Origin of the sequence: Kitasatospora sp. NPDC093806 (assembly GCF_040683335.1) — a bacterium.
Taxonomy (GTDB): domain Bacteria; phylum Actinomycetota; class Actinomycetes; order Streptomycetales; family Streptomycetaceae; genus Kitasatospora.
Genome location: NZ_JBFBDO010000005.1, coordinates 86,358 through 105,665, shown reverse-complemented (window position 1 = coordinate 105,665; position 19,308 = coordinate 86,358). Strand labels below are relative to the sequence as shown.

The 19,308-nt window shown below is 68.2% G+C and carries 30 protein-coding genes; all 30 read right to left on the bottom strand.

Annotated features, from left to right (window positions below):
- Nucleotides 1-43: 43 nt before the first annotated feature.
- The 30 genes from glmM to rplV all read right to left on the bottom strand — a co-directional run bounded on the left by glmM (nt 44) and on the right by rplV (nt 19,300).
- Complete coding sequence (gene glmM, locus AB0N76_RS05745; RefSeq protein ID WP_363553495.1) at nt 44-1,408, bottom strand: phosphoglucosamine mutase; 1,365 nt, start codon at nt 1,406-1,408, stop codon at nt 44-46.
- Nucleotides 1,409-1,577: 169 nt separating this feature from the next.
- Nucleotides 1,578-2,081 (bottom strand): 30S ribosomal protein S9, encoded by a 504-nt coding sequence (gene rpsI / locus AB0N76_RS05740; protein ID WP_363553493.1) that lies wholly within the window; start codon nt 2,079-2,081, stop codon nt 1,578-1,580.
- 46 nt (nt 2,082-2,127) lie between these two features.
- A complete protein-coding gene (gene rplM, locus AB0N76_RS05735; RefSeq protein WP_030055846.1) occupies nt 2,128-2,571 on the bottom strand; it encodes a 50S ribosomal protein L13 in 444 nt (147 codons plus the stop codon).
- A gap of 210 nt (nt 2,572-2,781) precedes the next feature.
- Nucleotides 2,782-4,455: an ATP-binding cassette domain-containing protein gene (locus tag AB0N76_RS05730; protein WP_363553491.1), complete on the bottom strand. Its 1,674-nt coding sequence runs from the start codon at nt 4,453-4,455 to the stop codon at nt 2,782-2,784.
- A gap of 42 nt (nt 4,456-4,497) precedes the next feature.
- Nucleotides 4,498-5,406: a tRNA pseudouridine(38-40) synthase TruA gene (truA, locus tag AB0N76_RS05725; RefSeq protein WP_363553489.1), complete on the bottom strand. Its 909-nt coding sequence runs from the start codon at nt 5,404-5,406 to the stop codon at nt 4,498-4,500.
- Between the two features lie 97 nt (nt 5,407-5,503).
- On the bottom strand, nt 5,504-5,989 hold the full coding sequence (rplQ, locus tag AB0N76_RS05720) for a 50S ribosomal protein L17 (protein WP_363553487.1): 486 nt from the start codon (nt 5,987-5,989) through the stop codon (nt 5,504-5,506).
- 125 nt (nt 5,990-6,114) lie between these two features.
- Nucleotides 6,115-7,137 (bottom strand): DNA-directed RNA polymerase subunit alpha, encoded by a 1,023-nt coding sequence (locus tag AB0N76_RS05715; RefSeq protein WP_030232516.1) that lies wholly within the window; start codon nt 7,135-7,137, stop codon nt 6,115-6,117.
- Nucleotides 7,138-7,267: 130 nt separating this feature from the next.
- Nucleotides 7,268-7,675 carry a 30S ribosomal protein S11 gene (gene rpsK, locus AB0N76_RS05710; RefSeq protein ID WP_030232513.1) on the bottom strand — a complete coding sequence of 136 codons (408 nt, stop codon included), beginning with the start codon at nt 7,673-7,675 and terminating at the stop codon, nt 7,268-7,270.
- A gap of 72 nt (nt 7,676-7,747) precedes the next feature.
- The gene (rpsM, locus tag AB0N76_RS05705) at nt 7,748-8,128 is read right to left on the bottom strand and encodes a 30S ribosomal protein S13 (RefSeq protein WP_030259703.1); all 381 of its coding nucleotides are present in this window, start codon (nt 8,126-8,128) and stop codon (nt 7,748-7,750) included.
- 176 nt (nt 8,129-8,304) lie between these two features.
- On the bottom strand, nt 8,305-8,418 hold the full coding sequence (gene rpmJ, locus AB0N76_RS05700; RefSeq protein ID WP_003956441.1) for a 50S ribosomal protein L36: 114 nt from the start codon (nt 8,416-8,418) through the stop codon (nt 8,305-8,307).
- A 33-nt stretch (nt 8,419-8,451) separates the two neighbouring features.
- Nucleotides 8,452-8,673 (bottom strand): translation initiation factor IF-1, encoded by a 222-nt coding sequence (gene infA, locus AB0N76_RS05695; RefSeq protein WP_003956442.1) that lies wholly within the window; start codon nt 8,671-8,673, stop codon nt 8,452-8,454.
- Nucleotides 8,674-8,854: 181 nt separating this feature from the next.
- Nucleotides 8,855-9,283, bottom strand: a complete 429-nt coding sequence (gene mscL / locus AB0N76_RS05690; RefSeq protein WP_363553485.1) for a large conductance mechanosensitive channel protein MscL — start codon at nt 9,281-9,283, stop codon at nt 8,855-8,857.
- A gap of 130 nt (nt 9,284-9,413) precedes the next feature.
- Nucleotides 9,414-10,253 carry a type I methionyl aminopeptidase gene (gene map / locus AB0N76_RS05685; protein ID WP_363553483.1) on the bottom strand — a complete coding sequence of 280 codons (840 nt, stop codon included), beginning with the start codon at nt 10,251-10,253 and terminating at the stop codon, nt 9,414-9,416.
- Nucleotides 10,254-10,397: 144 nt separating this feature from the next.
- Entirely contained in the window at nt 10,398-11,051 is a 654-nt protein-coding gene (locus AB0N76_RS05680; protein WP_363553481.1) for an adenylate kinase, read from the bottom strand.
- Nucleotides 11,051-12,361, bottom strand: a complete 1,311-nt coding sequence (gene secY, locus AB0N76_RS05675; RefSeq protein WP_363553479.1) for a preprotein translocase subunit SecY — start codon at nt 12,359-12,361, stop codon at nt 11,051-11,053. The genes AB0N76_RS05680 and secY overlap by 1 nt, the downstream gene beginning before the upstream one ends.
- A gap of 333 nt (nt 12,362-12,694) precedes the next feature.
- Entirely contained in the window at nt 12,695-13,150 is a 456-nt protein-coding gene (gene rplO / locus AB0N76_RS05670) for a 50S ribosomal protein L15 (protein WP_363553591.1), read from the bottom strand.
- A complete protein-coding gene (gene rpmD / locus AB0N76_RS05665; protein WP_363553477.1) occupies nt 13,150-13,332 on the bottom strand; it encodes a 50S ribosomal protein L30 in 183 nt (60 codons plus the stop codon). Before rpmD ends, rplO begins: the two co-directional genes overlap by 1 nt.
- Nucleotides 13,332-13,955 carry a 30S ribosomal protein S5 gene (gene rpsE / locus AB0N76_RS05660; RefSeq protein ID WP_363553475.1) on the bottom strand — a complete coding sequence of 208 codons (624 nt, stop codon included), beginning with the start codon at nt 13,953-13,955 and terminating at the stop codon, nt 13,332-13,334. The genes rpmD and rpsE overlap by 1 nt, the downstream gene beginning before the upstream one ends.
- Nucleotides 13,956-14,003: 48 nt before the next feature.
- On the bottom strand, nt 14,004-14,387 hold the full coding sequence (rplR, locus tag AB0N76_RS05655) for a 50S ribosomal protein L18 (protein WP_030232494.1): 384 nt from the start codon (nt 14,385-14,387) through the stop codon (nt 14,004-14,006).
- Nucleotides 14,388-14,390: 3 nt separating this feature from the next.
- Complete coding sequence (gene rplF, locus AB0N76_RS05650) at nt 14,391-14,930, bottom strand: 50S ribosomal protein L6 (protein WP_363553473.1); 540 nt, start codon at nt 14,928-14,930, stop codon at nt 14,391-14,393.
- Between the two features lie 22 nt (nt 14,931-14,952).
- Nucleotides 14,953-15,360 (bottom strand): 30S ribosomal protein S8, encoded by a 408-nt coding sequence (gene rpsH, locus AB0N76_RS05645; RefSeq protein ID WP_363553471.1) that lies wholly within the window; start codon nt 15,358-15,360, stop codon nt 14,953-14,955.
- Between the two features lie 284 nt (nt 15,361-15,644).
- Nucleotides 15,645-15,830: a type Z 30S ribosomal protein S14 gene (locus AB0N76_RS05640; protein ID WP_030393303.1), complete on the bottom strand. Its 186-nt coding sequence runs from the start codon at nt 15,828-15,830 to the stop codon at nt 15,645-15,647.
- 4 nt (nt 15,831-15,834) lie between these two features.
- Nucleotides 15,835-16,404, bottom strand: a complete 570-nt coding sequence (gene rplE / locus AB0N76_RS05635) for a 50S ribosomal protein L5 (RefSeq protein ID WP_030300393.1) — start codon at nt 16,402-16,404, stop codon at nt 15,835-15,837.
- Nucleotides 16,404-16,715 (bottom strand): 50S ribosomal protein L24, encoded by a 312-nt coding sequence (rplX, locus tag AB0N76_RS05630; protein WP_030055828.1) that lies wholly within the window; start codon nt 16,713-16,715, stop codon nt 16,404-16,406. Before rplX ends, rplE begins: the two co-directional genes overlap by 1 nt.
- Before the next feature lie 15 nt (nt 16,716-16,730).
- On the bottom strand, nt 16,731-17,102 hold the full coding sequence (gene rplN / locus AB0N76_RS05625; RefSeq protein WP_030393301.1) for a 50S ribosomal protein L14: 372 nt from the start codon (nt 17,100-17,102) through the stop codon (nt 16,731-16,733).
- Nucleotides 17,103-17,204: 102 nt separating this feature from the next.
- Nucleotides 17,205-17,477: a 30S ribosomal protein S17 gene (gene rpsQ, locus AB0N76_RS05620; RefSeq protein WP_030055826.1), complete on the bottom strand. Its 273-nt coding sequence runs from the start codon at nt 17,475-17,477 to the stop codon at nt 17,205-17,207.
- Nucleotides 17,477-17,701: a 50S ribosomal protein L29 gene (gene rpmC / locus AB0N76_RS05615; protein ID WP_363553469.1), complete on the bottom strand. Its 225-nt coding sequence runs from the start codon at nt 17,699-17,701 to the stop codon at nt 17,477-17,479. Before rpmC ends, rpsQ begins: the two co-directional genes overlap by 1 nt.
- Nucleotides 17,701-18,120: a 50S ribosomal protein L16 gene (rplP, locus tag AB0N76_RS05610; protein WP_030393299.1), complete on the bottom strand. Its 420-nt coding sequence runs from the start codon at nt 18,118-18,120 to the stop codon at nt 17,701-17,703. Before rplP ends, rpmC begins: the two co-directional genes overlap by 1 nt.
- A 5-nt stretch (nt 18,121-18,125) precedes the next feature.
- Nucleotides 18,126-18,953 (bottom strand): 30S ribosomal protein S3, encoded by an 828-nt coding sequence (gene rpsC / locus AB0N76_RS05605; RefSeq protein ID WP_363553467.1) that lies wholly within the window; start codon nt 18,951-18,953, stop codon nt 18,126-18,128.
- The gene (gene rplV / locus AB0N76_RS05600; RefSeq protein ID WP_045304593.1) at nt 18,953-19,300 is read right to left on the bottom strand and encodes a 50S ribosomal protein L22; all 348 of its coding nucleotides are present in this window, start codon (nt 19,298-19,300) and stop codon (nt 18,953-18,955) included. The genes rpsC and rplV overlap by 1 nt, the downstream gene beginning before the upstream one ends.
- Nucleotides 19,301-19,308: the final 8 nt, after the last annotated feature.

Below are 19,308 nucleotides of genomic sequence, written 5' to 3'. Positions count from 1 at the left end.
CCGCCGCGCGAACCGCGCGACGGGGGCCCCGGAGGAACCGGGCTCAGCCCAGGTACGTCCGGACCGCCTCGGCCAGCCGCTCGGCGACCGCCTGCGCCTGCGCCTCGTCGGCGGCCTCGACCATCACCCGGACCAGCGGCTCGGTGCCCGACGGGCGCAGCAGCACCCGGCCGGTGGCGCCCAGCTCGGCCTCGGCCGCGGCGACCGCGGCGCCCAGCTCCTCGCTGGTCTTCACCCGGCTCTTGTCGACGCCCTTGACGTTGATCAGGACCTGCGGCAGCCGGGTCATCACGGCGGCCAGGTCGGCCAGCGGCTGCTTGGTGGCGGCCAGCCGGGCACCGAGCATGAGGCCGGTCAGGGTGCCGTCGCCGGTGGTCGCGTGGTCCAGCAGGATGACGTGGCCGGACTGCTCGCCGCCGAGCGCGAAGCCCTGCTCCTTCATCGCCTCCAGCACGTAGCGGTCACCGACGGCGGTCTCGATCAGCTCGATGCCCTCGCGCTCCATGGCCAGCTTGAAGCCCAGGTTGGACATCACGGTGGCGACCGCGGTGTTGCGGCGCAGCGTGCCGGCCTCCTTCATGGCGACGGCCAGGATCGCGATGATCTGGTCGCCGTCGACCTCGTCGCCGGCCGCGTCGGCGGCCAGGCAGCGGTCGGCGTCGCCGTCGAGGGCGATCCCGAGGTCGGCGCTGTGCTCGCGCATCGCGGTCCGCAGCCGGTCCAGGTGGGTGGAGCCGACGCCGTCGTTGATGTTGAGGCCGGTGGGCTCGGCGCCCAGGGTGTGGACGACCTCGGCGCCGGCCCGGGCGAAGGCCTCGGGGGCGACGTAGGCGGCCGCGCCGTGCGCGCCGTCGATGACGACCCGGATGCCGTCGAGGCGGTTGGGCAGCACGCCGATCAGGTGGGCGACGTACTTGTCGAAGCCCTCGGTGTACTCGCGGACCCGGCCGACGGCGGCGCCGGTGGGGCGCTTCCACTCGTCGCTGCCGACGGAGTACGTCCGGTAGTGGGTCTCGATCGCGTCCTCGATCCGGTCGTCCAGCTTGTGGCCGCCGCGGGCGAGGAACTTGATGCCGTTGTCCGGCATGGCGTTGTGACTGGCGGACAGCATCACGCCGAAGTCGGCGCCGAGCACGCCGGTGAGGTAGGCCACCGCCGGGGTGGGCAGCACACCGACCCGCAGGACGTCGACTCCCGCGCTGGCCAGGCCGGCGATGACCGCGGCCTCCAGGAACTCGCCCGAGGCGCGCGGGTCGCGACCGACCACCGCGACCGGCCGGTGGCCGTCGAAGGCCCCCGCCTCACCGAGCACGTGCGCCGCCGCGACCGACAGCCCGAGCGCCAGCTCGGCCGTCAGTCCTTCGTTGGCCACACCGCGTACGCCGTCCGTACCGAAGAGTCGTCCCACTGTCCCGTCCTCCATCGCCGCAATGCCTTGCAGTGAATCCGATCGAATCCCCGGCCTCCGCACAATGGCCGGGGAGCACGACGCCCCGGAGTACACGAGGTACTCCGGGGCGTGAGAGCGCATCCAGGGGTGTGCACCACCAGGGCGGTACGCACCCCCGGGGGCGCAATTAGCGCTTGCTGTACTGCGGCGCCTTGCGGGCCTTCTTCAGACCGGCCTTCTTGCGCTCGACGGCGCGGGCGTCACGGGTCAGGAAGCCGGCCTTCTTGAGGGCGCCGCGGTTGTTGTCCACGTCGGCCTCGTTCAGGGCACGGGCGACGCCGAGGCGCAGCGCGTAGGCCTGACCGGACACGCCACCGCCGCTGATGCGGGCGACGACGTCGTAACGGCCATCGAGCTCAAGGAGCTTGAAGGGCTCGTTCACGGTCTGCTGGTGCACCTTGTTGGGGAAGTAGTTCTCCAGGGTGCGACCGTTGATCTTCCACTGCCCGGTGCCCGGGACGATGCGCACGCGGGCGATCGCCTCCTTGCGACGGCCGAGGCCGGCGCCGGGGACGGCCTCGCCGAAGCGGCCGGCCAGGGACTCGGAGGTGTAGCTCTCCTCGGAGGTGTACTCGCCCTCGACGACAGTCTCGTCGAACTCGACCTCAAGGGTTTCGGTGGTCTCGGCCACGGTGTTCCTCAGCTCTTTTCAGTGTTGGGGGGCTTGGTGGCCGGAATTACTGCGCGACCTGGGTGATCTCGAACGGCACCGGCTGCTGGGCAGCGTGCGGGTGCTGGTCGCCCGAGTAGACCTTCAGCTTCGAGAGCATCTGACGGCCCAGGCTGTTCTTGGGGATCATGCCCTTGATGGCCTTCTCGACGGCCTTCTCCGGGTTGTTGGCCAGGAGGTCGTCGTAGCGGACCGAGCGGAGACCGCCCGGGAAGCCGCTGTGGCGGTACGCCAGCTTCTGGGTCTTCTTGTTACCCGACAGGTGCACCTTGTCCGCGTTGATGATGATGACGAAGTCACCGGTGTCAACGTGCGGCGCGTAGATCGCCTTGTGCTTGCCCCGGAGGAGGTTGGCGGCCTGGGAGGCCAGGCGGCCCAGCACGACGTCGGTCGCGTCGATGACGTGCCACTGACGCTGGACGTCGCCGGGCTTGGGGCTGTACGTACGCACGGTCGTAGCCTCTGCTTTTCAGTGAGTGAGTCCTGACAGGAGCACCCGGTCGAGGGCATCAGCCTGGCCGCCTTGGACGCAATTCAAGGGGAGCCGCTGGGTAGTCGACCTGGTATCTCCGGCGTACCGACCTCTCACGTGAGATAGAGCGAGCCAATACGCACATCAAGCGCCCAGCCTACCGGGCGTCTCCGTACGGGTCAAAAACGGTCAGCGGTCCCGCTCGACCCGGGTGACGTCCCAGACCGGTTCGGCGGACTCGAACACCCGGCCGTCGGCGCCGAACACCAGGAAGCGGTCGAAGGTCTTGGCGAACCAGCGGTCGTGCGTCACGCACAGCACGGTGCCGTCGAAGGCCTCCAGACCGGCCTGCAGCGCCTCGGCGCTCTCCAGGTCCAGGTTGTCGGTCGGCTCGTCCAGCAGCAGCGCCGTGACGCCGGAGAGCTCCAGCTTGAGGATCATCAGCCGGGCCTGCTGCCCGCCGGACAGCGACTCGAACTTCTGCTCCTCCTGCCGGTCCAGCTCGTACCGGCGCAGCGCGCCCATCGCGGCGCCGCGGCTGAGCGCGTGCTCCTGCTCGACGATCTCGCGGACGGTGCGGCCGAGCAGCTCCGGGTGCGCGTGGGTCTGCCGGAAGTGGCCGGGCACCACCCGGGCGCCGAGCTTCCACGTCCCGGTGTGCGCGACCGACGCGTCCCCGGCGAGCAGCCGCAGCAGGTGCGACTTGCCGGCGCCGTTGGCGCCCAGTACGCCGACCCGCTCGCCGTAGAAGACCTCCAGGTCGAAGGGCTGCATCAGGCCGGTGAGCTCCAGCCGCTCCATGGTGAAGGCGCGCACGCCGGTGCGCCCGCCCTTGAGCCGCATGGTGATGCTCTGCTCGCGCGGCGGCGCCTCCGGCGGGCCGGCGTCCTCGAACTTCTTGAGCCGGGTCTGCGCGGCCGAGTAGCGGGAGGCCATGTCGTGGCTGACCGAGGCGGCCTGGCGCAGGGTGACGACCAGCTTCTTGAGCTTGGCGTGCTCCTCGTCCCAGCGGCGGCGCAGCTCCTCGAAGCGCTCGAAGCGGGCCTTGCGGGCGTCGTGGAAGGAGTCGAAGCCGCCGCCGTGCACCCAGACGCTGGAGCCGGCCGCGCCGGCCTCGACGCTGATGATCTTCTCGGCGGTGCGGGAGAGCAGCTCGCGGTCGTGCGAGATGAACAGCACGGTCTTCGGGGTGGCCTTGATGGCCTCCTCCAGCCAGCGCTTGCCCGGGACGTCCAGGTAGTTGTCCGGCTCGTCGAGGAGCAGCACCTCCTCCGGGCCGCGCAGCAGCGCCTCCAGGACGAGACGCTTCTGCTCGCCGCCGGAGAGGGTGTTCAGACCGCGCCACTGGGCCTTGTCGAAGGGCACGCCGAGGGCGGCCATGGTGCAGACGTCCCAGTCGGTCTCGTAGTCGTAGCCGCCGACGTCGGCCCAGTCGGAGAGCGCCTGGGCGTACGCCATCTGGGTCTTCTCGTCGTCCTGGGCGATCATCGCCAGCTCGGCGGCGTCGACCGCGCGGGCGGCCTTGGCGATCCGCTCGGGGGCGACCGAGACCAGCAGGTCGCGGACCGAGGCGTCGCCGGGCAGCGCGCCCGGGCCGCTCTCGTCGTCCGCGGCCTTCTGCTCCTCGCGGCCGGTGGTGCCGACGAACTGGCGCATCACGCCGAGCCCGCCGCTGATCGTCACCGAGCCGCCGTGCGGCTGGAGGTCGCCCGCGATCATGCGCAGCAGGGTGGTCTTGCCGGCGCCGTTGGCGCCGACCAGGGCGACCGCGGCGCCCTCGCCGACCCGGAAGGACGCGTCGTCGAACAGCACCCGCCCGTCCGGCAGGTAGTACTCAAGGTGCGAAATCTCGACGTGTCCCATGGGGGGAATTGTCGCAAGCCGCCCGCCCCAGGCCCAAACGGATTAACCAGCGATCGGGACGCCCGGCAGGGTGCGCATCCGGCGGGCGGCGCGGTTGCGCTCGGCGAGCTGGTCGTCGGCCGGGTAGCCGACCTCCTCCAGGGTCAGCCCGTACGGCCGGATCACGTTCACGGCCGAGTTCCGCACACCGCCGGCCAGCACCTCGCCGGGGAACTCCACCGGCCGGTGCCCGTCGCCGACCAGCAGCATCGCCCCGACCAGCGCCCGCACCATGTTGTGGCAGAAGGCGTCGGACCGGACGGTGGCGACCGCGAGCGAACCCTCCTGGGCGGCGTAGGTGTCGACCGGGACCCGGTCCCAGTGCAGCTCCAGCAGGGTGCGGATGGTGGTCGCGCCCTCGCGCTTCTTGCAGTACGCGGCGAAGTCGTGCTCGCCGAGCAGCAGCTCGGCGGCCGCGTTCATCCGCTCGACGTCCAGCGGCCGGTCGTGCCAGAGCACGTGGCCGCGCAGCAGCGGGTCGACGCCGCCGGGGTGGTCGGCGACCCGGTAGGCGTAGCGGCGCCAGATCGCCGAGAAGCGGGCGTCGAAGCCGGCCGGGGCCTCGCCCAGCCGGTAGATCCGGACGTCCCCGGGCAGCCGCCCGGCGAGCCGGCGGAGCAGCTTCGCGCCGTGCTCGGCCCAGAGCTCGGCGGGCAGGTCGACGTGGGCCACCTGGCCGCGGGCGTGCACCCCGGCGTCGGTGCGCCCGGCCACGGTCAGCGGGTAGAGCTCCTGGCTGCGGGTGACGATCTGCAGCGCGGTCTCGATCTCCTCCTGGACCGTCCGGCGGCCGCCCTTCTGGCGGGCCCAACCGGAGAACTCGGCACCCTGGTAGGCGAGGTCGAGCCGGATCCGGACGTACCCGTCGGCCGGGCCGTCCTTGACCGGCGGGCGCTCGGCGCAATCGTTCACTGCAACTCCCACTGCATCTCCCCGAGGGTCCGGGCGGAAAGGAACGGGCCCGCTCCCCCATCGCTGGGGAAGCGGGCCCGCATCACACCTGGAGGTGTCAGGCCTGCTCGGCGGCCTCGGCCTCGTCGGCCTTGGTCTCGGCAGCGGCCTCCGCCTTGGCGTCGGCCTCCTTGACGGCGCGCTTGGTGGCGGCCTCGGCCTCGCCGACGGCGTTCTGCGCGACGGTCAGCGCCTCGACCAGCTCGATCACGGCCATCGGGGCGTTGTCGCCACGACGGGGACCGATCTTGGTGATACGGGTGTAGCCACCCGGGCGGTTCTCGTAGCGCGGCGCGATCTCGGTGAAGAGGGTGTGCAGCACCGACACGTCGGTGATGGTCTTGCGCACCAGGCGACGGTTGTGGATGTCGCCCTTCTTCGCCTTGGTGATCAGCTTCTCGGCCAGCGGGCGCATCCGACGGGCCTTGGCCTCGGTCGTGGTGATGCGGCCGTACTGGAACAGCTCCCGGCACAGACCGGCGAGCAGCAGCGGCTCGTGGTGCGGGCCGCCGCCGAGGCGGGCACCCTTGGTGGGACGCGGCATGGATTACTCCTCGAATCTCCGACCACGGCCGTACCAGGTACCGCGGCGGGCGTCCGGGCACTGTGCCCGGACGACTTTCATGATGCCGGGGGCGGCTCCGGAGAACCGCCCCCGCCAGCAAATCTCTAGTACTGCTCGGTCTCCGCGTAACCCGCGTCGTCCAGGTCGTCGGCGCCGAAGGCGTCGGCGGCGGCGGTCGGGTCGAACCCGGGCGGGCTGTCCTTGAGGGCCAGGCCCATGCCGGCCAGCTTCGCCTTGACCTCGTCGATCGACTTCGCACCGAAGTTGCGGATGTCGAGCAGGTCGGCCTCGGAGCGGGCGACGAGCTCACCCACGGTGTGGATGCCCTCGCGCTTGAGGCAGTTGTAGGAGCGGACCGTGAGCTCCAGCTCCTCGATCGGCAGCGCCAGGTCGGCGGCCAGGGCGGCGTCCGTCGGGGACGGGCCCATGTCGATGCCCTCGGCGTCGATGTTCAGCTCGCGGGCGAGACCGAACAGCTCCACCAGGGTCTTGCCGGCCGAGGCCATGGCGTCGCGCGGACGCATGGCGGGCTTGGTCTCGACGTCGACGATCAGCTTGTCGAAGTCGGTCCGCTGCTCGACACGGGTGGCCTCGACCTTGTAGGTGACCTTCAGCACGGGGCTGTAGATCGAGTCGACCGGGATGCGGCCGATCTCCTGGCCGGAAGCCTTGTTCTGCACGGCGGAGACGTAGCCGCGACCGCGCTCGACGGTCAGCTCCATCTCCAGCTTGCCCTTGCCGTTCAGCGTGGCGAGGACCAGCTCGGGGTTGTGCACCTCGACACCGGCCGGCGGCGCGATGTCGGCGGCGGTGACCACACCCGGGCCCTGCTTGCGCAGGTACATCACGACCGGCTCGTCGTGCTCCGAGGAGACGACCAGCTGCTTGATGTTCAGGATGAGGTCGGTGACGTCCTCCTTGACGCCCGGCACGGTGGTGAACTCGTGCAGGACGCCGTCGACGCGGATGCTGGTGACAGCGGCACCCGGGATCGACGACAGGAGCGTACGGCGCAGGGAGTTGCCGAGGGTGTAGCCGAAGCCCGGCTCGAGCGGCTCGATCACGAACCGCGAGCGGAACTCGTCGACGACCTCTTCGGTCAGCGAGGGGCGCTGAGCGATCAGCATGTTTCCAGATCCTCCAGTGATCTTCGGCACCCACTATTTGATGCCGAACAGAACCAGCGTACGGGGTCCCGCGCGAAACGGGACCCCGTACGAGGTTTAAAACAGGTACCGCGGGCCCGAAGGCGCTGCGTCAGACGCGGCGGCGCTTCGGCGGACGGCAGCCGTTGTGCGGGGTGGGGGTGACGTCCTGGATCGAGCCGACCTCCAGGCCGGTGGCCTGGAGCGAACGGATCGCGGTCTCGCGGCCGGAGCCCGGACCCTTCACGAAGACGTCAACCTTGCGCATGCCGTGCTCCTGCGCGCGACGGGCAGCGGCCTCGGCGGCCATCTGCGCGGCGAACGGGGTGGACTTGCGCGAGCCCTTGAAGCCGACGTGGCCGGCGGAGGCCCAGGAGATCACGTTGCCCGCGGGGTCGGTGATCGAAACGATGGTGTTGTTGAACGTGCTCTTGATGTGCGCGTGGCCGTGAGCGACGTTCTTCTTTTCCTTGCGGCGGATCTTCTTCGCGCCGGCAGCCTGACGACCCTTGGGGGGCATAAGTCTGTTCTCCTACTGAGGTGGTCGGTCCGCTGACCCGCGGGCCGGAGGGATGTCCGGTTACGGGACGGACTACTTCTTGCCCGGCTTCTTCTTGCCGGCGATCGCGCGACGCGGGCCCTTGCGGGTACGCGCGTTGGTGTGGGTGCGCTGACCGCGGACCGGCAGGCCACGGCGGTGACGCAGACCCTCGTAGCAGCCGATCTCGACCTTGCGGCGGATGTCGGCGGCCACCTCACGGCGGAGGTCACCCTCGACCGTGTAGTTGGCGTCGATGTACTGGCTCAGCTTGACGAGGTCTTCCTCGGTGATGTCGCGAACGCGGACATCCGGGTTGACACCGGTCTCGGCCAGGGTCTGCTGGGCGCGGGTACGGCCGATGCCGTACACGTAGGTGAGGGCGATCTCGATCCGCTTCTCACGGGGGAGATCAACGCCGGCGAGGCGTGCCATTCAAGGCTCCTGTGGTTCTTCAGAGGTCTCGCGTGCTACCTACTCCGACACCTCACGGTGAGGGAGCCCCGGCCTCTGACCGGGGGTGGCAGTCCGTCCTCGAACGGACGGATCGGGTAACCCGCTTATGACGTTTTCGCGTCGCGCGAAGTACTACGAGAAATGCTGGGGAGAGATCAGCCCTGGCGCTGCTTGTGGCGCAGGTTGTCGCAGATCACCATGACCCGGCCGTGACGGCGGATCACCTTGCACTTGTCGCAGATCTTCTTGACGCTCGGCTTGACCTTCATGTTTCAGGTTCTCCGGGTCTAGATCTGACGTTCTTACTTGTAGCGGTAGACGATCCGGCCGCGCGTGAGGTCGTAGGGGCTGAGCTCCACCACGACCCGGTCGTCCGGCAGGATGCGGATGTAGTGCATGCGCATCTTGCCACTGATGTGCGCGAGGACCTTGTGACCGTTCTGCAGCTCGACCTTGAACATCGCGTTCGGAAGAGACTCGATCACGGTGCCCTCGATCTCAATGGCGCCTTGCTTCTTAGCCATGAACTGCGAGATCCACCTTCCGGGACCGGCTACCGTATGCGGCACGCTCGTGCGAACCTGGGTCCACCCCGACCCCCGGAGGGGAAGAGGGCGTGCTGAAGCACGCTACGAGTGAGCCGACGGTCCATCCTACGTCAGCGCACGGGATCGGCCAAAACGGGGCCCGGCCGACACCGCCCGGTCAGCGGGTGGCGGCGGGCACGGCCAGCGGCTCGACGTGGGCGGTGCAGGCCGAGCAGCGGCGGGCCGCCTCGGGGATCTCGGTCAGGCACTCCGGGCAGGGGCGCTTCGGGGTCTTCGGCTTCTTCGGCAGGTACCGCGCGGTGGCCTTGGTCACCGGCAGGACGACGCAGAAGTAGAGCACGGCCGCGGTCATGAAGAACGCGATCAGCACGTTGAGGAACTGCCCGTACGGGAAGGTCACCCCGGCGATCGTGGCCTTGTACGAGCCGAAGTCGCCGGCCGCGCCGACCACGACGCCCACCAGCGGGGTGAGGAAGGCCGACACGAAGCCGGTCACCACCCCGGTGAACGCGGCACCGATGACCACACCGACCGCCATGTCGACGACGTTGCCGCGCATCATGAAGTCGCGGAATCCCTTGAACACTGTCTCTCCTCGCTCGGACGAACCCTGCCAGCCGATAAAAATAGGACAAAAGCCCTGGAGGTCCAAACCTCCAGGGCTCTGATCCCTTGTCAGCGACGGCAGTTGACCGCCGCCACGACCGGGCCGGCGACTAGGCCAGCGGGTCCGGCGCGGCCGTCACACCCAGCTTGGCCAGCGCTTCCTTGCCGCCGTCGAAGGCGGTGAGGACCAGCGGGCCCTCCTCGGTGACGGCCACCGAGTGCTCCCAGTGCGAGGCCCAGGAGCCGTCGTTGGTCACCACGGTCCAGTCGTCCTCCAGGACGGCGGTGTGCGGGGTGCCCAGCGAGACCATCGGCTCGATCGCCAGCACGGTGCCGGGGATCAGCTTCGGGCCCTTGCCGCGGCCGCGCTCGACGTAGTTCAGCACGTGCGGCTCCATGTGCATCGCGGTGCCGATGCCGTGGCCGCCGTAGCCCTCGGTGATGCCCCACTTGCCCTTCGGCGGCAGCGGCTGGCGGCGGATGAAGCCCTCGATCGCCTTGGAGACGTCGACCAGGCGGTTGCCCTTCTTCATCTGCGCGATGCCGGCCCACATCGAGCCCTCGGTCACCCGCGACAGCATCTCGACCTCGGGCCGGACCTCGCCGACCGGGACCGAGATCGCCGCGTCGCCGTGCCAGCCGTCCAGGATGGCACCGCAGTCGATCGAGATGAAGTCGCCCTCCTGGAGCACCCGGTCGCCCGGGATGCCGTGCACGACCTCGTTGTTCACCGAGGCGCAGATCACGCCGGGGAACCACAGGCCGCCGTGGTGGGCGCGGAAGTTCGAGGTGGCGCCGTGGTCGGTGATGACCTTGTCGGCGATGTCGTTGAGCTCCTGGGTGGTAATCCCGGGGGCGACCGCCTCGCGGCACGCCTTGAGCGCCTCGGCGACGACCAGCCCGGCCGCTCGCATCTTCGCGATCTGCTCGGAGGTCTTGATCTCCACCATCTGGTCACGCCTTCCTTGGTTGCCCACCCGGTCCTTGCCGGGCGGCCGTGCACTCGTTCCACCGTACGACGCCGTACGGCCGTGCCGCCCGGGAGCGGGCGGCACGGCCGTACGTACGCAGTCAAAAACTCAGCCGGGCGAAGCTCAGCTGTTCTGCTTCAGCGCCTCGATCGCGCGCTGGGTGACCTCGTCCACCTTGCCGAGGGCCGGGATCGTGGCGATCAGACCCTGCTCGCGGTAGTAGTCGATGATCGGCTCGGTCTCCGTGTGGTAGACCTCCAGCCGGGTCCGCACCTTGTCCTCGGTGTCGTCCGAACGCTGGTACAGCTCGCCGCCGCACTCGTCGCAGACGCCCTCGGTCTTCGGCGGGTTGTAGTCCACGTGGAAGACGTGGCCGCCGTCGTTGCGGCACAGGCGCCGGCCGGCGATCCGGCGGACGACCTCGTCCTCCGGGACCTCCAGGTCCAGCACGCCGTCGAGCTTGATGCCCTGCTCGGCGAGGAACGCGTCCAGCGCCTCGGCCTGGCCCAGGTTGCGCGGGAAGCCGTCCAGCAGGAAGCCGTTGGCGGCGTCCTCCTGGAGCATCCGGTCCTTGGCCATCCCGATGGTGACCTCGTCGGGCACCAGGCGGCCCGCGTCCATGTAGCTCTTGGCCTCGACACCCAGCGGGGTGCCCTGGCCGATGTTGGCGCGGAACAGGTCGCCGGTGGAGATGTGGGGGATGGACAGGGTCTTGGCGAGCAGGTGCGCCTGAGTACCCTTCCCTGCCCCGGGGGGCCCGACGAGGACGATACGCATCAGCGGAGGAACCCTTCGTAATTGCGCTGCTGGAGCTGGCTCTCGATCTGCTTCACAGTTTCGAGTCCGACGCCGACGACGATGAGCACGCTGGTGCCGCCGAACGGGAAGTTGGTCTGCTGTCCGAAGGCGACCAGGGCGATCATCGGGATCAACGCGATCAGGCCCAGGTAGAGCGAACCCGGCCACGTGATGCGGGTGAGCACGTAGTTCAGGTACTCGGCCGTCGGACGGCCGGCCCGGATACCCGGGATGAACCCACCATACTTCTTCATGTTGTCGGCAACTTCTTCGGGGTTGAAGGAGATGGCGACGTAGAAGAAGGCGAAGAAGACGATCAGCAGGAAGTAGGTGGCCATGTAGATCGGGTGGTCACCGCGGACGAAGTGCTGGTTGATCCACACCGCCCAGCCCGCCTGGCTGTTGGTCAGCTGGACGACCAGGGCGGGGATGTACAGCAGCGACGAGGCGAAGATGACCGGGATGACACCGGCCTGGTTCACCTTCAGCGGGATGTAGGTCGACGTTCCGCCGAAGGCCCGGCGCCCGATCATCCGCTTCGCGTACTGGACCGGGATCCGGCGCTGCGCCTGCTCGACGAAGATGACCAGCATCACAACGATGACGCCGATCGCGATGACGGAGAGGAACTCGACCCAGCCGCCGCCGATCGTGCCGGACTGCTTGATCGCCCACATCGAGGTGGGGAACTGCGCGGCGATCGAGGTGAAGATCAGCAGCGACATGCCGTTGCCGATACCGCGGTCGGTGATCAGCTCGCCCAGCCACATGATCACCGTGGTGCCGGCGGTCATGGTCAGGACCATCACGGCGATCCGGAAGACGCCGGTGTCCGGGACGATCTGGTTCGCGTAGACGCAGCCCGAGAACAGCGCGCCGCTGGAGGCCGTCGCCACGATGCCGGTGCCCTGGAGCACCGCGAGCGCGATGGTCAGGTACCGGGTGTACTGGGTGATCTTCGCCGTACCGGCCTGGCCCTCCTTCTTCAGCGCCTCCAGTCGCGGGATCACGACGGTGAGGAGCTGGAGGATGATGCTCGCCGTGATGTACGGCATGATGCCGAGGGCGAAGATCGTCAGCTGGAGGAGCGCGCCACCGCTGAACAAGTTGACCAGACCGAACAGGCCGTTGTTCTTGGTCTCCTTGATACAGGCGTGAACCGCCTGGAAATCGACCCCGGGGACGGGGACGTGCGAGCCCAGCCGGAACAGCACCATGATGCCCAGCGTGAACAGCAGCTTCTTGCGCAGGTCGGGCGTCTGGAACGCCCGCGCGAACGCACTGAGCACGGTGCCTCCTGCGCCTCCCGCACGTCGTCGGCGGGAGGGTCGGTCCTGAATGGGGAGTTTGCGGTTCGGGCTCCCGTACAGACGGCACAGGCGAGCCTACGCGCAGCCTACAAGGGAACTCCACGGACTCTAACAGTGCGCGGCCACTCGAAAGAAGCGCGTACGGCCCCTCCCCCACTCACGGGGTACGGGATGCCCGGTTTTGCCACACAAAAGAACGAGGGCCGGATCGCCGGAATCAGGACGCGCCCGAAGGGAAACGGGGAAGTCCGGAAATGGCGCGAGCCCCGCACCTCCCGGAGGGGAGATGCGGGGCTCGCGATGTCAGCGGGCTCAGACGAGCTCGGTGACGGTGCCGCCGGCGGCGGTGATCTTCTCGGCGGCCGAGCCGGAGACGGCGTCGACCGTCACCTGCAGGGCAACCGAGATCTCGCCGGTGCCGAGCACCTTGACGAGGGAGTTCTTGCGAACCGCGCCCTTGGCGACCAGGTCCTCGACCGTGACCGCGCCACCCTGCGGGTAGAGCTCGGCCAGCTTGTCGAGGTTGACGACCTGGAACGTGATCTTGAACGGGTTCTTGAAGCCCTTCAGCTTCGGCAGGCGCATGTGGAGGGGCATCTGGCCACCCTCGAAGCGCTGCGGAACCTGGTAGCGGGCCTTGGTGCCCTTGGTACCACGACCAGCGGTCTTACCCTTGGAGCCTTCACCACGACCCACACGGATCTTGTCGGTCTTGGCACCCGGGGCGGGACGCAGGTTGTGGATCTTGATCGGGTTGTCGCCCATGATCAGTCCACCTCCTCAACCGTCACCAGGTGACGGACCGTGTGGGCCATCCCGCGGATCTCGGGACGGTCCTCCTTCACCACGACGTCGTTCATGCGCTTGAGACCAAGCGTACGAAGGGTGTCACGGTGGTTCTGCTTGCTGCCGATGTACGACTTGGTCTGCGTGATCTTCAGGCGAGCCATCAGGCGCTCACCCCTGCAGCACGCGCCCGCAGCAGAGCGGCGGGAGCCACGTCCTCCAGCGGCAGGCCACGACGCGCGGCGATCTCCTCGGGGCGCACGAGGCCCTTCAGAGCGGCCACGGTGGCGTGCACGATGTTGATCGCGTTGTCGGAGCCGAGCGACTTCGACAGGATGTCGTGGATACCGGCGCACTCGAGCACGGCACGCACCGGGCCACCGGCGATAACACCGGTACCGGGGGCAGCCGGCTTCAGGAGCACGACGCCGGCAGCCTTCTCGCCCTGGATCGGGTGCGGGATGGTGCCCTGGATGCGGGGGACCTTGAAGAAGCTCTTCTTGGCCTCCTCAACACCCTTGGCGATGGCGGCCGGAACCTCCTTCGCCTTCCCGTAACCAACACCCACGGTGCCCTCGCCATCGCCCACCACGACCAGCGCGGTGAAGCTGAAACGACGACCACCCTTGACAACCTTGGCGACACGGTTGATCGCAACGACACGCTCGACGTAAGCGGTCTTCTCGACGGCGGGGGCGTTGCCCCGGTCGTCACGCTTACGGTCGCGCCGCTCGCCACCGCCGGTGCCGCCGCCGGCGCCGCTACCGCGGCGCTGGGGTCCAGCCATTGGAATTACCTCTCTCGATTACGTCCGTCGACTGAGCCGACGAGCGGCTTAGAAGTCGAGCCCGGCCTCACGGGCAGCATCGGCCAGAGCGGCGATGCGGCCGGCGTACCGGTTGCCCGCGCGGTCGAAGACGACCGCCTCGATGCCGGCGGCCTTGGCGCGCTCGGCGACCAGGCTCCCGACCTTCTTGGCCAGCTCGGTCTTGTCGCCCTCGGCGCCCTTGATGGACACGTCGAGGGTGGACGCCGACGCCAGGGTGTGACCCTTGGCGTCGTCGATGACCTGGGCGACCATGTGGCGGTTCGAGCGCGTCACGACGAGGCGCGGACGCACCTCGGTGCCGACGACGCGCTTGCGAACGCGGATGGCGCGGCGCTTGCGAGCGGCGCTCTTGTAGGCGTTGCCCTTGCCGATCTTGACAGAGACACTCATCGCTTACTTACCACTCTTTCCGACCTTGCGGCGGATGACCTCGCCCGCGTACTTGACACCCTTGGCCTTGTACGGGTCGGGCTTGCGCAGCTTGCGGATCTTTGCAGCGACCTCGCCGACCTTCTGCTTGTCGATGCCGTCCACGTGGAACTTGGTGGCCGACTCGACGACGAAGGTGATGCCCTCGGGGGCCTCGACCAGGATCGGGTGGCTGTAGCCCAGCTGGAACTCCATGTTGGAGCCCTTCGCCAGAACTCGGTAGCCGACGCCGCTGATCTCCAGCGACTTGCGGTAGCCCGCGGTCACGCCGGTGATCATGTTCGCCACCAGCGTGCGGGAAAGGCCGTGCAGGGCCTTCGACAGACGCTCGTCGTTGGGGCGGGTGACGAGCAGCGTGCCGTCCTCGCCCTTGCCGATCTCGATCGGCGCGGCGACGATGTGGGTGAGGGAGCCCTTCGGGCCCTTCACCGAGACCGCCTGGCCATCGATGGTGACGTCCACGCCGGCGGGAACCGGGATGGGCAGCCGTCCAATGCGCGACATTGCTGTACCTCCGTTTCCCGAATTACCAGACGTAGGCGAGAACTTCTCCGCCTACGCCCTTCTTGGCAGCCTGCTTGTCGGTGAGGAGACCGGAGGACGTGGAGATGATCGCCACGCCCAGGCCGCCGAGCACCTTCGGCAGGTTGGTGGACTTTGCGTAGACCCGCAGGCCCGGCTTGCTGATCCGCTTGATGCCAGCGATCGAGCGCTCACGGTTGGGGCCGAACTTGAGCTCGATGGTCAGCTTCTTGCCGACCTCGCCCTCAGCCGGGTCCTCAACCTTGTAGGAGGAGATGTACCCCTCCTGCTGCAGGATCTGGGCGACGTGCGCCTTGATCTTGCTGGCCGGCATCGCCACGGTGTCGTGGTACGCCGAGTTCGCGTTACGCAGACGCGTGAGCATGTCTGCGATGGGGTCGGTCATGGTCATGATGGCCTCAGGCCTCTCTCGCCGTGGTTTCTCCGCGCCAGGTCCCCCCGCCGCACTCCGAGGAGTGCGGCGGGGGCACAGACGCAGGGGACCTGCGGCGTCGTAAGACTGGGTGCGAGCCCTCCGAAGAGGGTCGTCGACCGCTATGGAGCGGCCGCGACAGGGGGCCCGACCCCACTACCTTACGGGATTCCGTACGGTTGCCCAAAAATGAGCGCTGTGGGATCGGGCACCTCTGCTCACTGGCTGTGTGCCTAAAGCTCCGGCCCTCTACTGAGAGAGGACTACCAGGAGCTCTTGGTCACGCCCGGCAGCTCGCCGCGGTGCGCCATCTCACGGAGGCAGACACGGCAGAGGCCGAACTTGCGGTACACCGAGTGCGGACGACCGCAGCGCTGGCACCGGGTGTAGGCCCGGACGCCGAACTTCGGCTTCCGCTCGGCCTTCGCGATGAGGGACTTCTTCGCCATTGGCTCACGCCTCCTTGAACGGGAAGCCCAGAGCACGCAGGAGCGCCCGGCCCTCGTCGTCGGTCTGAGCGGTGGTCACGACGGTGATGTCCATACCGCGCTGACGGTCGACCTTGTCCTGGTCGATCTCGTGGAACATAACCTGCTCGGTCAGACCGAAGGTGTAGTTGCCACGGCCGTCGAACTGCTTGGGGGAGAGACCACGGAAGTCACGGATACGCGGCAGGGCCAGCGACACCAGACGGTCCAGGAACTCCCACATGCGGTCACCACGGAGGGTGACGTGGGTGCCGATCGGCTGGCCCTCGCGCAGCTTGAACTGCGCGATGGACTTGCGGGCCTTGGTCACGGCCGGCTTCTGACCGGTGATCGCGGTCAGGTCGCGGATCGCGCCCTCGATCAGCTTGCTGTCACGGGCGGCCTCGCCGACACCCATGTTGACGACGACCTTGACCAGGCCGGGCGTCAGCATGACGTTCTCGTACGAGAACTGCTCCTGCAGCTGACCCTTGATCTCGGAGTTGTAACGCTCCTTGAGACGGGGGGTCACCTTCTCAACAGACGTCTCAGACATCAGATGTCCTCACCGGTTCGCTTGGCAACGCGGATCTTGTTGCCCTCGTCGTCGAAGCGGTAGCCAACGCGGGTGACGACCTTCTTGCCGTCCTTCTCCACGACCAGCTGGACGTTGGAGACGTGCACCGGGGCCTCGACGGTGACGATGCCACCCTGGGTGCCCGGGCCCGGCTTGGTGTGCTTCTTGACCCGGTTGACACCCTCGACCAGGACCTTGTTCTCGGCGGGCATGGCCTGGATGACCTTGCCCTGCTTGCCGCGGTCCTTGCCGGTGATGACCTGAACCAGGTCACCCTTCTTGATCTTCATGCTGTTCGCCATGAGTTAGAGCACCTCCGGCGCAAGCGAGATGATCTTCATGAACTTCTTGTCACGCAGCTCGCGGCCCACCGGGCCGAAGATGCGGGTACCGCGCGGGTCGCCATCGGTGTTCTTGAGGACGACGGCGGCGTTCTCGTCGAACCGGATGTACGAACCGTCGGGACGACGGCGCGACTTCACGGTGCGGACGACGACGCACTTGACGACGTCACCCTTCTTGACCGAACCGCCGGGGATCGCGTCCTTGACGGTCGCGACGATGACGTCCCCGATGCCGGCGTAGCGGCGACCGGAACCACCGAGAACGCGGATGCAAAGGATTTCCTTCGCGCCCGTGTTGTCGGCGACTCGCAGTCGCGACTCCTGCTGGATCACAGCTTTCTCCTGATCGTCAACGAGAGTCGACGGGCCGGCCGCTGCTCACACCGGCGTCCCGGGGGGACCCGCTGCACATACGGCCGTACCACATCGGCTTCGTTACTTGGCCTTCTCGAGGATCTCGACGACGCGCCAGCGCTTCGTCGCGGACAGCGGGCGGGTCTCCGCGAGGAGGACCCGGTCGCCGATGCCGCAGGCGTTCGCCTCGTCGTGCGCCTTCAGCTTGTTCGTACGGCGGATGACCTTGCCGTACAGCGCGTGCTTGACGCGGTCCTCGACGGCGACGACGACGGTCTTGTCCATCTTGTCGCTGACGACGAGACCCTCACGGGTCTTGCGGAAACCGCGCGTCTCGTTGGTGTTCTCAGTCATCAGGCGTTCTCCACCGTCTCGATGCCCAGCTCGCGCTCGCGCATCAGGGTGTAGATCCGCGCGATGTCCTTACGGACGGACTTGAGCCGTCCGTGGTTGTCGAGCTGCCCGGTCGCCGCCTGGAAGCGGAGGTTGAACAGCTCCTCCTTGGCCTCACGGAGCTTGGCAACGAGACCCTCGTTGTCCAGCTCGCGGAGGTCAGCAGCCTTGGTGCCGGCCGACATCAGCTCTCACCTGCCTCGCGCCGGATGATCCGGCACTTCATCGGGAGCTTGTGAGCTGCGCGGGTCAGCGCCTCACGAGCCACCTTCTCGTTGGGGTACGACAGCTCGAACATGACCCGACCCGGGTGCACGTTCGCGATCCACCACTCGGGCGAACCCTTACCGGAACCCATGCGGGTCTCGGCCGGCTTCTTGGTGAGCGGACGGTCCGGGTAGATGTTGATCCAGACCTTGCCGCCACGCTTGATGTGACGGGTGACGGCGATACGAGCGGACTCGATCTGCCGGTTCGTCACGTAGGCCGGGGTAACGGCCTGGATGCCGTACTCGCCGAAGGCGAGCTCGGTGCCACCCTTGGAGGCGCCGCGGCGCTTCGGGTGGTGCTGCTTGCGGTGCTTGACCCGACGGGGGATCAGCATTGGGGTCAGGCCTCCGTTCCGGTGTTCTCGGCAGCAGCCGGAGCCTCGACGGCCGCGGCCGCGGGGGCCTCGGCAGCGGCGGGACGACGGCCACGGCCACCACGCTCGCCACCACGGCGCTCGCCACCGCGGGCGGGACGACCACCCTCGGGACGGGCCGGGCGGTTGCCCGAGCGGGCAGCGGCGTTCTCAGCGCGGACCTCGGCGATGTTCTTGACGTCGCCCTTGTAGATCCAGACCTTCACGCCGATGCGGCCGAAGGTGGTCTTGGCCTCGAAGAAGCCGTAGTCGACGTTCGCGCGCAGGGTGTGCAGCGGCACACGGCCCTCGCGGTAGAACTCCGAACGGCTCATCTCGGCGCCGCCGAGACGACCGGAGCACTGGACCTTGATGCCCTTGGCGCCGGACTTCATGGTGCCCTGCATCGACTTGCGCATGGCACGACGGAAGGAGACGCGGGAGGACAGCTGCTCCGCGACGCCCTGAGCCACGAGCTGGGCGTCCAGCTCGGGGTTCTTGACCTCGAGGATGTTCAGCTGGACCTGCTTGCCGGTCAGCTTCTCCAGGTCGCCGCGGATGCGGTCGGCCTCGGTGCCGCGGCGACCGATGACGATGCCCGGACGAGCGGTGTGGATGTCGACGCGGACGCGGTCGCGGGTGCGCTCGATCTCGACCTTGGAGATGCCGGCGCGCTCCATGCCCTTCGTCATCATGCGACGAATGGCAACGTCTTCCTTGACGTAGTCCTTGTACAGCTTGTCGGCGTACCAGCGGGACTTGAAGTCCGTGCTGATGCCGAGGCGGAACCCGTGCGGGTTAACCTTCTGGCCCATTACCGGGTCCCTTCCTTGCTGCTGACGACCACGGTGATGTGGCTGGTCCGCTTGCGGATCCGGTAGGCACGGCCCTGGGCGCGCGGACGGAACCGCTTCAGGGTCGGGCCCTCGTCAACGTAAGCCTCGCTGATGACGAGGTCATCCACGTTGGAGTGGTTGTAGTTGTGCGCGGCGTTGGCAATGGCGCTGTCGAGCACCTTGCCGACCGGCACGGTCGCGGCCTGCGGAGCGAAACGCAGGACCGCCTGGGCCTCCGTGGCGTTCAGGCCACGGATGAGGTCCACCACGCGGCGGGCCTTCATGGGCGTGACGCGGATGTACCGCGCCTGGGCCCTGGCTTCCATGGTTGTCC

Bases quoted from the DNA above. Each gene is read 5' to 3' on its own strand.
- AB0N76_RS05715 (WP_030232516.1), bottom strand. From the start codon at position 7,137: ATGCTGATCGCTCAGCGCCCCTCGCTGACCGAAGAGGTCGTCGACGAG.
- AB0N76_RS05730 (WP_363553491.1), bottom strand. From the start codon at position 4,455: ATGGGACACGTCGAGATTTCGCACCTTGAGTACTACCTGCCGGACGGG.
- rplX (WP_030055828.1), bottom strand. From the start codon at position 16,715: ATGAAGATCAAGAAGGGTGACCTGGTTCAGGTCATCACCGGCAAGGAC.
- rpmD (WP_363553477.1), bottom strand. From the start codon at position 13,332: ATGGCTCGCCTGAAGATCACGCAGACCAAGTCGTACATCGGCAGCAAG.
- rpsE (WP_363553475.1), bottom strand. From the start codon at position 13,955: ATGGCTGGACCCCAGCGCCGCGGTAGCGGCGCCGGCGGCGGCACCGGC.
- rplV (WP_045304593.1), bottom strand. From the start codon at position 19,300: ATGGAAGCCAGGGCCCAGGCGCGGTACATCCGCGTCACGCCCATGAAG.
- AB0N76_RS05680 (WP_363553481.1), bottom strand. From the start codon at position 11,051: ATGCGTATCGTCCTCGTCGGGCCCCCCGGGGCAGGGAAGGGTACTCAG.
- rpmJ (WP_003956441.1), bottom strand. From the start codon at position 8,418: ATGAAGGTCAAGCCGAGCGTCAAGAAGATCTGCGACAAGTGCAAGGTG.
- rplQ (WP_363553487.1), bottom strand. From the start codon at position 5,989: ATGCCGCGTCCCACCAAGGGTGCCCGCCTCGGCGGCGGCCCGCACCAC.
- rpsQ (WP_030055826.1), bottom strand. From the start codon at position 17,477: ATGACTGAGAACACCAACGAGACGCGCGGTTTCCGCAAGACCCGTGAG.
- map (WP_363553483.1), bottom strand. From the start codon at position 10,253: ATGGTGGAGATCAAGACCTCCGAGCAGATCGCGAAGATGCGAGCGGCC.
- rplP (WP_030393299.1), bottom strand. From the start codon at position 18,120: ATGCTGATCCCCCGTCGGGTCAAGCACCGCAAGCAGCACCACCCGAAG.
- rpsM (WP_030259703.1), bottom strand. From the start codon at position 8,128: ATGGCACGCCTCGCCGGCGTTGATCTCCCCCGTGAGAAGCGGATCGAG.
- rpsH (WP_363553471.1), bottom strand. From the start codon at position 15,360: ATGACCATGACCGACCCCATCGCAGACATGCTCACGCGTCTGCGTAAC.
- AB0N76_RS05640 (WP_030393303.1), bottom strand. From the start codon at position 15,830: ATGGCGAAGAAGTCCCTCATCGCGAAGGCCGAGCGGAAGCCGAAGTTC.
- rplE (WP_030300393.1), bottom strand. From the start codon at position 16,404: ATGTCTGAGACGTCTGTTGAGAAGGTGACCCCCCGTCTCAAGGAGCGT.
- rplF (WP_363553473.1), bottom strand. From the start codon at position 14,930: ATGTCGCGCATTGGACGGCTGCCCATCCCGGTTCCCGCCGGCGTGGAC.
- rpsC (WP_363553467.1), bottom strand. From the start codon at position 18,953: ATGGGCCAGAAGGTTAACCCGCACGGGTTCCGCCTCGGCATCAGCACG.
- rplR (WP_030232494.1), bottom strand. From the start codon at position 14,387: ATGAGTGTCTCTGTCAAGATCGGCAAGGGCAACGCCTACAAGAGCGCC.
- rpmC (WP_363553469.1), bottom strand. From the start codon at position 17,701: ATGTCGGCCGGCACCAAGGCTGCTGACCTCCGCGAGCTGGACAACGAG.
- rpsK (WP_030232513.1), bottom strand. From the start codon at position 7,675: ATGCCCCCCAAGGGTCGTCAGGCTGCCGGCGCGAAGAAGATCCGCCGC.
- infA (WP_003956442.1), bottom strand. From the start codon at position 8,673: ATGGCTAAGAAGCAAGGCGCCATTGAGATCGAGGGCACCGTGATCGAG.